The sequence below is a fragment of the Kaistia hirudinis genome, assembly GCF_014196455.1.
Taxonomy (GTDB): domain Bacteria; phylum Pseudomonadota; class Alphaproteobacteria; order Rhizobiales; family Kaistiaceae; genus Kaistia; species Kaistia hirudinis.
The window spans coordinates 804,010-814,730 of sequence record NZ_JACIDS010000002.1 but is presented as its reverse complement, the minus strand read 5'-3'; the positions used below and the strand labels follow the sequence as shown (position 1 = coordinate 814,730).

Genomic DNA, 10,721 nt, shown 5'->3' with positions numbered 1-10,721 from the left:
GCCTCCCTTTCGCTTAGGACGAAGCGGGGAATCGCAGATTCACGACCAGCCCCGGATTCGCATCCTGAAGCGATATGGCACCATGATGAAGCCTTGTCACGGCGTCGACGAGACTGAGGCCGAGGCCGCTGCCCGGCATGGTCCGGCTTTTCTCGAGCCGGACAAAGCGCTTCAGCACGCGCTCGCGATCCTCGGCGGCGATGCCGGGACCATTATCCGCGACCGTGACGAGGATCGCGTCGCCGTCGCGGCGCGCGGCAACGGCGACGCGCGGCGCAGCCGGCGGGCGATCGCCGCTGCGGACATATTTGATCGCGTTGTCGATAAGATTGCCGAGCGCCTGCGCGATCAGTTCGCGGCTGCCGACGATCGGAAGCGGCTCCTCCAGCGACAGGGCCAGATAGACCTCGGCCTCTTCGGCGACCGGCTCGTAGAACTCGGCCACATCGGCGACGATCCGCGCCAGGTCGATCGGTCCCATGGCGCCATCGGGCGAACCGGCCTCGATCCGCGCGATCATGAGAAGCGCGTTGAAGGTGCGGATGAGCTGGTCGGATTCCTCGATCGTCGATTCGAGCGCCGTGCGATAAGCACCGAGATCCTGCGGTCCGGCAAGGGTCGCCTCGACGCGCGTCCGCAGCCGCGTCAGCGGCGTCTTCAGATCATGCGCGATGTTGTCGGAAACGTCCTTGAGACCGTGCAGGAGATCCTCGATCCGGCTCAGCATCGCGTTGAGGCTCTCGGCGAGGCGGTCGAACTCGTCGCCCGTCCCCGTGACTTCAAGCCGTCCGGAGAGGTCGCCCGCCATGATCTGCCGGCTCGTGCCGGCGATCGAGTCGATCCGCTTCAGGACGCGACGGCTGACGAAGAACCATGAGCCGAGGGCGAGGACGATCAGCAGACCGAGGCCCAGCACCAGCGCCTTCGCCACGACAGACCGGATGCGCTCGATGTCGGAAATGTCGCGACCGACCAGCATGCGCATGCCGTTCGGCAGGGGCAGGACCTGGACCATCGCGGTCTTCGGACCGTTCTCGTCGTCGAGGCTCTTATAGGGGATGGTGATCGGGTCCAGCCCGCTGCGCTGCAGCAGGGCGGGCGGCACCTCCGTCACATTGCCGGCGACGACGCGGCCTTCGGAATCCGCGATCACATAGAGGCTCGCGCCCGGAACGCGGCTGCGCTGCTCGATCGCCGCGACGATGCCCGTGAGACCGCGGCTCAGACCCTCATCGGCCAGCACGCCGATCTCGGCCTCGATCGAGTCCTTCACCTGCTGGGTGAGGATGCGGTCGGTCTCGCGCGAGATCCAGCCGACAAACGCCACGGCGAAGACGGTGAAGACGACGAAATAGATCGCCGTCAGCTTGAATGCCGTCGTGCGGACGACCTTACCGAGCGCCGTCACGGATCATGTATCCGGCGCCGCGCACCGTGTGGACGAGCGGATCGGGGAAGCCCTTGTCGACCTTGGAACGCAGGCGGGAAATGTGGACGTCGATCACGTTGGTCTGCGGATCGAAATGATAGTCCCAGACGTTCTCCAGCAGCATGGTGCGCGTCACGACCTGGCCGGCATGCTTCATGAGATATTCGAGCAGACGGAACTCGCGCGGCTGCAGCGGAATGACCGTCTGGCCGCGACGCACGATATGGCTCAGCCGATCGAGCTCGAGATCGCCGACGCGCAGCAGCGTCTCCGCCTCACCGGGCTTGCGCCGGCGGGCGAGCACCTCGATGCGGGCCAGCAATTCGGAGAATGCGTAGGGCTTGGCGAGATAATCGTCGCCGCCCGCCCGAAGGCCGGTGACGCGGTCATCGACCTGGCCGAGCGCCGAGAGGATGAGGACCGGCGTGTCGTTGCCCTTGGCCCGCGCCTCGGAGACGAGCGTCAGCCCATCCTTCTTCGGCAGCATGCGGTCGACGACCATGACGTCGTACCGGTTGGATTCCGCGAGAAACGCGCCCTCCTCGCCGTCGGCGGCGTGATCCGGCACATGGCCCGCCTCCTTCAGCGCCTTCAGGAGATAGGCGGCAGTCTCGCGATCGTCTTCGACAAGCAGGATTCGCATGGCGCAAGGTTAGCCGATTAGGGGCGAAAGGGAGAGTGGTCGCGGCCGGCGAGCAGACGCAGGCAAGAAAAAGGCAGGCGGGTTCAGGAACCCGCCTGCCTGGGCATCCGGCACCCAGAGCGGAAAAATGCGCGCTGCTGGTGCCGGCGGGGCCGATGGGGTGGGATCAGGCCTTGGCGAAGGGCAGAGCCACGAAGCGGGTCTGGTCTCCGGACTTGACGCGGATCAGCACCGCCTTCATGCCGGCCTTCTTGGCGTCGACCACCTCGCGCTCGACATCGCCGGGACGCGAGACTTCGCTGCCGCCGACCGCGAGGATGACGTCACCAGCCTGGATGCCCTGCTCGGCCGCAGCGCCGTTCGGATCGACGTCCGAAACCAGCACGCCCTTGTCGTCGGGCGTCGGCGAGAGGGCGAGGCCGAGATCGGCGACGGAGGACGGCTTCACGTCTTCCTGCGCGCTCGCGACCTTCTGCTCAACCGGCATCTTGCCGAGCTTGACCTCGACGGTCTCGTCCTTGCCACCACGCCAGATGCCGAGCTTCACGGTCGTGCCGGGCGCATAGCCGCCGATGATCTGCGACAGGTTGCGCGCGTCATCGACCTTCTTGCCGTCGACGGTCAGGATCGCGTCGCCCGACTTGATCCCGGCAGCAGCCGCGGGGCTGTCCTGCTGGGGATCGGCGACGAGAGCGCCCTTGGCGTCGGCAAGTTTCAGGCTGTCGGCGATATCCTTGGTGACCGGCTGGATCTGGACGCCGAGCCAGCCGCGGACGACCTCGCCATGCTCCTTCAGGTCGGCGATCACGCGCTGTGCGGTCGCGGCCGGAATATCGAAGGCGATGCCGACGCTGCCGCCCGACGGCGAATAGATCGCCGTGTTGATGCCGATCACCTGGCCGTTGAGGTTGAAGGTCGGGCCACCGGAGTTGCCCTTGTTCACCGAAGCGTCGATCTGGATGAAGTCGTCATAGGCCGAGGAGCCGATGTCGCGGCCGAGCGCCGAGACGATACCCGCCGTCACCGTGCCGCCGAGGCCGAACGGATTGCCGACCGCAACGACCCACTGGCCGACACGCACGTCGCCCGGGGCGAACTCGACATAGGTGAACTTCTTGTCCGCATCGACCTTCAGCAGCGCCAGATCGGTCTTCGCATCCTTGCCGATCAGCTTGGCCGTGTACTCCTTGCCGTCCGCATCGGTGACGGTGAAGTCGCTCGATCCGTCGACGACGTGGTTGTTGGTGACGACGTAGCCGTCCTCGGAGATGAAGAAGCCCGAGCCGAGGCCGACCGCGCGGCGGTTCGGCTGGCTGTGCCAGCGGTTCTTGCCGCCCTGTCCCTGATCCTGGAACTGCTTGAAGAAGCGCTCCATGGGCGAACCGGGCGGGAACTGGCCGGGATTCGGGAAGCCATTGTCATCGGAACCGTCGTCCGCGACGTCCGTGACGTCCTGTTTGACGCGAACGGAGACGACCGCCGGCTTCACCTTGTCGACGAGGTCCGCGAAATCCGGCATCTGAGCGGCGGCCTGCACGCGAACCGCCTCGGCATAGGCCGGGGTGCGGCTGCCGAGCACGGCCTCGCCGGCGACGCCGCCTACGATGACGGCGGCGAGCGCCGTGCCGAGCAGGATGCGGCTGCGAACGCGACGGCCAGTCTTCGGTGCGAGATTCTGTTCGGGCATCGGTATCTCCACGAAATTGCAATCATGAGAGCCTTGCGGGGGCTGCATCTCATGACGTCACAATGCCGTTCGGCACCTTACGGTCGCCTGTCACCGATATGAATTCTTGGTAATGTCCCGCCTGGCGGGCTCAGCGTTCGTCGCCCTTGGCGATCAGGGCGCTCAGCCGCTGCTCTTCCTCTGCCGAGAGGGCGGCAGCCGGCGCATTCCGCCGCCGGCGGAACAGCAGGAAAAACAGCGACCCGCCGATCGCCAGAGCGAGCAGCGGCGCGCCCCAGAGCAGCGCATTGTGCCAGGCGAAGGCCGGGCGCAGCAGCACATATTCGCCGTAGCGGTCGACCAGGAATTCCTTCACCGCCGCATCGCTGTCGCCGGCCTTCAGCCGCTCGCGGATGAGCAGGCGGAGGTCCCGCGCGATCGAGGCATCCGAATCGTCGATCGACTGGCTCTGGCAGATCAGGCAGCGCAGCTCCGCCGAAAGCGTCCGCGCCCGCGCTTCCAGCGCCGGATCGGGCAACACTTCGTCGGGCTGCACCGCGAGTGCCGGCACGAGCGAGACAAGGAGCAGGAGGAGAGCAAGCAAGCGGCGCATGGTCACTCCGCCGCGACCGGGACGGCGCGACGCGCCGGCTTCGGCGCCCCGACGCGCAGCCGCCGGTCGGACAGAGAGAGCGTACCGCCCGCCGCCATGACCAGCGCGCCGAGCCAGATCAGCGTGATGAGGCTCTTCCAATAAACACGCACCGTCGTCTCGCCGTCCGGTTTGACGTCGCCCAGCGAGACATAGAGCTGCGAGAAGCCGAAGGTGCGAATGGCGGACTCGGTCGTCGGCATGTTCTGGACCGTGTAGAAGCGTTTCTCCGGCTGCAGCGTGCCGATCGCGGCGCCGCCCTCGCGGATCGAGAAGCGCACGGCGGTTCCCGTATAGGTGCCGCCGGCGACCGGCAGGAAGCCGTCCATGGCGAGGGTTCGGCCGGCGACCTCGACGCTGTCGCCCGGCTTCATGGTGACGATGGTCTCGCTGTTCCAGGCCGTCGATGCGACGATGCCGAGCACGGTGAGACCGAGCCCGAAATGCGCGACCATGGTGCCCCATGCCGCGCGCGGCAGCCCGACGCCGCGACGCACGCTCTCGGCCAGCGGCGCGCGGCCGAGCTTCACGCGGAACGCGATGTCGGACAGCGAGCCGACCAGCAGCCAGGCGGCGAGCGCGATGCCGAGGATGGCGAGCGCCGATCCGGTGCCGGCCAGGAACAGGCCGATGACGATGACGGCCAGCGCCACCAGGAAGGCAGCCATCAGGCGCTGGCTCGCGGCGAGGAGATCTCCCCGCTTCCAGGCAAGCAGCGGACCGAACGGCACGGCGATGAGAAGCGGCACCATCAGCGGGCCGAAGGTCATGTCGAAGAACGGCGCGCCGACGGAGATCTTACCGCCGGTCAGCGCTTCCAGCACCAGCGGGTAAAGCGTGCCGGTGAGCACGGTCGCGCAGGCCGCCGTGAGGATGAGATTGTTGAAGACCAGCGCGCCCTCGCGGCTGATCGGGGCGAACACGCCGCCGGGCGCGAGCGACGGCGCCCGCGCGGCGAACAGGGCGAGGCCGCCGCCGATGAAGACGCAGAGAATGCCGAGGATGAAGACGCCGCGGGTCGGATCGCTGGCGAAGGCGTGGACCGAGGTCAGCACGCCGGAGCGAACGAGGAACGTGCCGAGCAGCGACAGCGAGAAGGCGAGGATCGCCAGCAGGATCGTCCAGATCTTCAGCGCGTCGCGCTTCTCCATGACGATCGCCGAATGCAGCAGCGCCGTCGCCGCGAGCCAGGGCATGAAGGACGCGTTCTCGACCGGATCCCAGAACCACCAGCCGCCCCAGCCGAGCTCGTAATAGGCCCAATAGGAGCCCATCGCGATGCCGAGCGTCAGGAACACCCAAGCCGCCAGCGTCCAGGGCCGCACCCAGCGCGCCCAGGCGGCGTCGATGCGGCCGTCGATCAGCGCGGCGATCGCGAAGGAGAACGAGATCGAGCAGCCGACATAACCGAGATAGAGCAGCGGCGGATGGATGGCGAGGCCGATGTCCTGCAGGATCGGGTTGAGGTCGCGGCCCTCGATCGGCGCCGGGCTGAGGCGCAGGAACGGGTTCGACGTCGCGAGGATGAAGAAGAGGAACGCGACGCCGATGAGCGACTGGATCGACAGGACCAGTGCCTTGAGGCGAAGCGGCAGATTGCGGCCGAACAGGGCGACGAGGGCTCCGAAGAGCGCCAGGATCAGCACCCAGAGCAGCATCGAGCCTTCGTGATTGCCCCACACGCCGCTGATCTTGAAGATCAGCGGCTTCATCGAGTGCGAATTCTCGACGACGTTCGCGACGGAAAAATCCGATACGAGATAGGCGTGCGTCAGCACCGCGAAGCTTATGGCCACGAACACGAACTGGGCCACGGTCGCCGATGGGGCGACGGCCATGAGTTGCGCGTCATGACGCAGCGCGCCGATCAGCGGCAGCACGAAGCCGACGATCGCGAGCGCGAGCGCCAGGACGAGCGAATAATGGCCGAGCTCGACGATCATTGGACTGCCTTTGGCGCAGGGCCTTCACCGGCCATCTCGGGCCGCCACTCGCCGCTCTTCTTCAGCGCCTCGACGACTTCCTTCGGCATGTAGGTCTCGTCATGCTTGGCGAGGATCGTGTCGGCGGCGAAGACGCCGGTCGTATCGACCCGTCCTTCGGCGACGACGCCCTGACCTTCGCGGAAAAGATCCGGCAGAATGCCGACATAGTGCACGGAGACGGCGGCCTTGCCGTCCGTCACGGCGAAGCGGACGACGCCATCGGCTTCCTTGACGACACTGCCGGTCTCGACGAGCCCGCCGAGTCGGAGGCGTGTATCGGGCGATGGTGGCTTGGTGGCGATCTCGGACGGCGTGGCGAAGAATGCGATACCATCGGAGAGCGCATAGAGGACAAGGCCCACGGCCAGCATGAGCACCGCTCCTGCTGCACCGATCAGGCTGAGGCGTCGCTGCTTTCTCGTCATGACCGTTCCGCCGCTTTCTCCATCTTCGCCCAGCGCCTCATGGCGCAGCCTTCGCGCTGATGCCGTTATCAGCCGCCGCCTTCTCGACGGCGGCGAGCACGTCGCTCTTTCCCGCGAGCAGGCCACGGGCGCGCACCAGCGCGGCCTCGGCGTCCGCCTGACGCCCCAGAACGATATAGGCGCGGAAGAGGCGCGCCCATCCCTGCGGATCGTCAGGTGAGGCATCAAGACGCGCCGCAAGGCCCGAAACCATGCCTTCGATCATCTGCTGGCGCTGTTCTGGGGTCTGGTCCGCCGCCGCCGCGACATCGTTGGCGGTCGGGCCCGGAGCCGCAGCCATGGGTGCTCCGCCTTCCAGCCCAGCAAGCTCGGCCTTGGCGGAATCGAGCCAGGGCGCATCGGCGGGCGCGGAATCGATCAGGGACTTCCACGCGGCGACGGCCTCGTCCTTCCGGCCGGACTGACCGAGCCCGATCGCGATGTAGAAGCGGGCGCGAACATTCGACGGATCGGCCTTGAGCGCGCTCGCGAAGGCCTGCTCGGCATCAGCCGTGACCAGGCCGCCATGGATCCGGACCAGCGCTTCCCCATAGAGCGCGTCGCGATCCGGCGTCGCGCCGAGCAGGCGACGGGAATTGTCGAAGGCGCGCGCCGCATCGTCGAAGCGGCCCATGCGCATATAGACCGGGCCGATCACTTCCCAGCCCTTGCCGTCGTTCGGCTCGGCCGCGAGATGCGCCTCGACCTTGGCGACGAGCCCGTCGAGTTCCGAATCGTTCGATGCCTGCCGGCGTTCGGCCAGCGGCTGGTCCGCGAGGTTGGGCGAACCGATCGCGAGATAGGTGCCGACCGCGATCAGCGGCAGGCCGATGATCGCCACGAGGACCGCAAAGCGCCGAAGCGTCGCGCCATCGCGCAGCCTATCGGCCCCGGCATCGGTGACCTTCAGCAGGCGGCGGGCGATTTCGATGCGTGCGGCCTCGGCCTCGGATTCGGCGATCAGGCCCGCCTCGCGGTCACGCGCGAGTTCGGCAAGCTGGTCGCGATAGATCGAGCCGGCCGAATCGGCGGCAGCGTCGCTCGTCCCCCGCCGCCCGAGCGGAGCGAGGACGACGAGCGAGGCGACGGCCGTGAGCACGGCCATGGCGATCCAGAGCAGCATCGGTCTCCTGCGGCCTCTTCAGCCTTGTCCTCCCCGTGCGGATGCATCGTCATCCGCACGCAGGCTGAAAGGCTGTAGCCATTCCAAGGACCGTCCGCATAGCGCAAACTGTCGCGACGCCGTTTGCGTCCGCTCAAATTCCCGTCAGATCGCGCGCGAATGTCAGCTGATCGGGCGCCAGCTTCCGTCTTCCTGCCGGCAGGCGGTGCCGCGCGCCGTCTGCGGCTGGCCTTCGATCCAGATCTGGTGGGTATAGTCCCGGCACTCAACGGCGTTGACGTTGTAGCGCGGGCCGGGAACGACCTCGCCCCGGGCATTGCCGCCGCTCCAGGCAACGGGCGTCCCGGCGCGGCCGGATTCGAGCGCCGCCATCTGAGCCGCTTCCGCACGCTGCTGCGCCTGCGCATCCAGGCTGACGCCGATCGCATTGCCGACGAACGCGCCGATCAGCCCGCCAGCGACCGTCGACGCGACCTTGCCCGAGCCGGAGCCGAACTGGTTGCCGACGGCCGCACCGACCGCCGAGCCGGTCACGATGCCGACCTGCTGGTTGGAGGGAGTCTGGCAGGCTGCCAGCGCGAAAGGCGCTGTGGCGAGAACGATCAAAGGAGCAAGACGCATTATGCCTCACGTGACACCCCGAAGGCCGCCCTCCGGGTCCGGCGCCCCTTGCGCCGACACAATGGCGGAAATTTGGATTTCGGGTGACGGAGCGTCAAGCGGCCGGGAGCCGCAGCTCGGCCGAGAGGCCACCCAGCGCCGAGCGGCGCATGGTGAAACTGCCGCCATAGATCGCGGCGAGATCGGACACGATGGAGAGGCCGAGGCCGGAGCCCGGCTTGCTCTCGTCGAGCCGGCGGCCGCGGCGCGTGGCCTCCGCCATCTGGTCCTCGGAAAGGCCAGGACCATCGTCGTCGACGCGGAGAACGAGCCAATGCTCGTCCGAAGTGGCCGTCTCGAGCGTGCAGGTCAGCGCGACCTCGCTCCGCGCCCATTTGCAGGCATTGTCGACGAGATTGCCGACCATCTCTTCGAAATCCTGCTGTTCGCCGCGGAATTTCGCGCCGGCCGGCACGCTCGCCTCGATCGCGAGATCGCGGTCGAGATGGATGCGCCGCATGGCGCGGACGAGGCGGGCCGTGATCGGCTCCACCTCGGTGACGACGCCGATCACCTTGGAGCGCGCCGCAATGCGGGCCCGCTCCAGATGGTGATTGATCTGGACCCGCATCATCTCGGCCTGCTCGCTGACCTTCTCGGCCAGCGGCCCATCACTCGCCCGCGCCTCGTTGGTGATGACGCTGAGCGGGGTCTTGAGCGCATGGGCGAGATTGCCGACATGGGTGCGCGCGCGCTCGATGATCGCCTGGTTGGAACTGATCAGCGCGTTGAGTTCGCGCGCCAGCGGCTCGAGCTCGGCCGGGAACGGCCCCTCGAAACGCTGCTCGCGGCCGGACCTCAGTTCGGAGAGCCCGCGGCGCACGCGATCGAGCGGATTGAGGCCCCAGCGCACCAGCACGCCGATAAGCGCGATCAGGCCGATGCCGAAGGCCGACAGCGTCACGGCGATCGAGGCCTGGAAGGAGCGGATTTCCTTTTCCAGATCGCTGACATTGCCAGCGACCATCACCTCGTAGCGGTGATCGGCATCGAAGGTGAAGGTGCGGTGCAGCAGCCGCAGTTTCTGGTCGCTGGGCCCGGTGAGCGTCGCGGATTGCAGACCGTCGATTCGCCCGAGCGGCTTGGCGAGCGCGAGATCCAGCGTGTCGGTCGCCAGAGAGCGGGAGGCCATGACGACCTGGCCATTCGCCTGCTGCACCTGCCAGTACCAGCCGGAATAGACGAGCTCGAAGCGCTGTTCGCCGAGATTGCCGGGATCGCGCAGATCGCCGGGCGCCTGTGCCGCGAGATTGCCCACCAGCGTCTTCAGATAGACCCCGAGCCGCTCGTCGAAGGCCCGCTCGACCGTGTCGCGATAGAGCGAAGACAGCACGAAGCCGGCGGCGACCAGGGCGATCGCGGCCCAGACCGTCGCGCCGGCGACGAGGCGGAAGGCGAGCGAATCGAAACGCGGCCTCATGAACCGCCCGTTGTGCCGCCCGGCGTCACGATCCGGTAGCCGAGCCCCCGCACGGTATCGATGATCTCCGCGGGGATCTTCTTGCGCAGGCGACCGACAAAGACCTCGATCGTGTTCGAATCGCGGTCGAAGTCCTGGTCGTAGAGGTGCTCGGTCAGCTCGGTGCGCGACACGACCCGGTCGCGGTGGTGCATCAGATATTCGAGCACACGGTACTCATGCGAGGTGAGCTTCACCGGATTGCCGTCGACGGTGACGCGGCCGGCCTTGGTGTCGATGCGGAGCGAGCCGCATTCGATTTCGTTCGAGGCATGGCCGGCGGCGCGGCGCACCAGCGCGCGGATGCGGGCAAGCACCTCCTCGATGTGGAAGGGCTTGGCGACATAGTCATCCGCGCCCGCGTCGATGCCCTGCACCTTGTCGCTCCAGCGGTCGCGCGCCGTGAGGATCAGCACCGGCATCTTGCGGCCCGCGCGGCGCCAGGCCTCGAGCACGCTGATGCCGTCCATGCGCGGCAGGCCGATATCGAGAATGACGGCGTCATAGGGCTCGGTGTCGCCGAGGAAATGCCCCTCCTCGCCGTCATGCGACGCGTCGACCACATAGCCGGCCTCGCGAAACGCATCGGCCAGCTGCCGGTTCAAGTCCTTGTCGTCCTCGACGACCAGTATCCGCATTG

10 protein-coding genes are annotated in these 10,721 nt (G+C 67.4%); all 10 read right to left on the bottom strand.

The genetic code is table 11. The features are described from left to right. Positions 1-13 precede the first annotated feature (13 nt). The 10 genes from GGR25_RS08920 to GGR25_RS08875 all read right to left on the bottom strand — a co-directional run bounded on the left by GGR25_RS08920 (position 14) and on the right by GGR25_RS08875 (position 10,719). Positions 14-1,408: an ATP-binding protein gene (locus tag GGR25_RS08920; protein ID WP_183398383.1), complete on the bottom strand. Its 1,395-nt coding sequence runs from the start codon at positions 1,406-1,408 to the stop codon at positions 14-16. Beyond that, complete coding sequence (locus tag GGR25_RS08915; RefSeq protein WP_183398382.1) at positions 1,392-2,072, bottom strand: response regulator transcription factor; 681 nt, start codon at positions 2,070-2,072, stop codon at positions 1,392-1,394. The genes GGR25_RS08920 and GGR25_RS08915 overlap by 17 nt, the downstream gene beginning before the upstream one ends. A gap of 166 nt (positions 2,073-2,238) precedes the next feature. After that, a complete protein-coding gene (locus GGR25_RS08910) occupies positions 2,239-3,759 on the bottom strand; it encodes a Do family serine endopeptidase (RefSeq protein ID WP_183398381.1) in 1,521 nt (506 codons plus the stop codon). Between the two features lie 130 nt (positions 3,760-3,889). Beyond that, positions 3,890-4,351 carry a cytochrome c-type biogenesis protein gene (locus tag GGR25_RS08905; RefSeq protein ID WP_183398380.1) on the bottom strand — a complete coding sequence of 154 codons (462 nt, stop codon included), beginning with the start codon at positions 4,349-4,351 and terminating at the stop codon, positions 3,890-3,892. A gap of 2 nt (positions 4,352-4,353) precedes the next feature. Further along, complete coding sequence (locus GGR25_RS08900; protein WP_183398379.1) at positions 4,354-6,333, bottom strand: heme lyase CcmF/NrfE family subunit; 1,980 nt, start codon at positions 6,331-6,333, stop codon at positions 4,354-4,356. Next, entirely contained in the window at positions 6,330-6,800 is a 471-nt protein-coding gene (gene ccmE / locus GGR25_RS08895; RefSeq protein ID WP_183398378.1) for a cytochrome c maturation protein CcmE, read from the bottom strand. Before ccmE ends, GGR25_RS08900 begins: the two co-directional genes overlap by 4 nt. Positions 6,801-6,837: 37 nt before the next feature. Continuing rightward, complete coding sequence (gene ccmI / locus GGR25_RS08890; protein ID WP_183398377.1) at positions 6,838-7,962, bottom strand: c-type cytochrome biogenesis protein CcmI; 1,125 nt, start codon at positions 7,960-7,962, stop codon at positions 6,838-6,840. 162 nt (positions 7,963-8,124) lie between these two features. Beyond that, complete coding sequence (locus tag GGR25_RS08885) at positions 8,125-8,583, bottom strand: glycine zipper 2TM domain-containing protein (RefSeq protein WP_183398376.1); 459 nt, start codon at positions 8,581-8,583, stop codon at positions 8,125-8,127. Positions 8,584-8,677: 94 nt separating this feature from the next. Next, complete coding sequence (locus GGR25_RS08880; RefSeq protein WP_183398375.1) at positions 8,678-10,042, bottom strand: ATP-binding protein; 1,365 nt, start codon at positions 10,040-10,042, stop codon at positions 8,678-8,680. Then, entirely contained in the window at positions 10,039-10,719 is a 681-nt protein-coding gene (locus GGR25_RS08875; protein WP_183398374.1) for a response regulator transcription factor, read from the bottom strand. Before GGR25_RS08875 ends, GGR25_RS08880 begins: the two co-directional genes overlap by 4 nt. Between the last annotated feature and the right edge of the window lie 2 nt (positions 10,720-10,721).

What these genes read in the sequence shown, in the direction of transcription:
- GGR25_RS08915 (WP_183398382.1), bottom strand. Translation starts at nt 2,072, where the DNA reads ATGCGAATCCTGCTTGTCGAAGACGATCGCGAGACTGCCGCCTATCTC.
- GGR25_RS08910 (WP_183398381.1), bottom strand. Translation starts at nt 3,759, where the DNA reads ATGCCCGAACAGAATCTCGCACCGAAGACTGGCCGTCGCGTTCGCAGC.
- GGR25_RS08905 (WP_183398380.1), bottom strand. Translation starts at nt 4,351, where the DNA reads ATGCGCCGCTTGCTTGCTCTCCTCCTGCTCCTTGTCTCGCTCGTGCCG.
- GGR25_RS08900 (WP_183398379.1), bottom strand. Translation starts at nt 6,333, where the DNA reads ATGATCGTCGAGCTCGGCCATTATTCGCTCGTCCTGGCGCTCGCGCTC.
- ccmE (WP_183398378.1), bottom strand. Translation starts at nt 6,800, where the DNA reads ATGACGAGAAAGCAGCGACGCCTCAGCCTGATCGGTGCAGCAGGAGCG.
- ccmI (WP_183398377.1), bottom strand. Translation starts at nt 7,962, where the DNA reads ATGCTGCTCTGGATCGCCATGGCCGTGCTCACGGCCGTCGCCTCGCTC.
- GGR25_RS08885 (WP_183398376.1), bottom strand. Translation starts at nt 8,583, where the DNA reads ATGCGTCTTGCTCCTTTGATCGTTCTCGCCACAGCGCCTTTCGCGCTG.
- GGR25_RS08880 (WP_183398375.1), bottom strand. Translation starts at nt 10,042, where the DNA reads ATGAGGCCGCGTTTCGATTCGCTCGCCTTCCGCCTCGTCGCCGGCGCG.
- GGR25_RS08875 (WP_183398374.1), bottom strand. Translation starts at nt 10,719, where the DNA reads ATGCGGATACTGGTCGTCGAGGACGACAAGGACTTGAACCGGCAGCTG.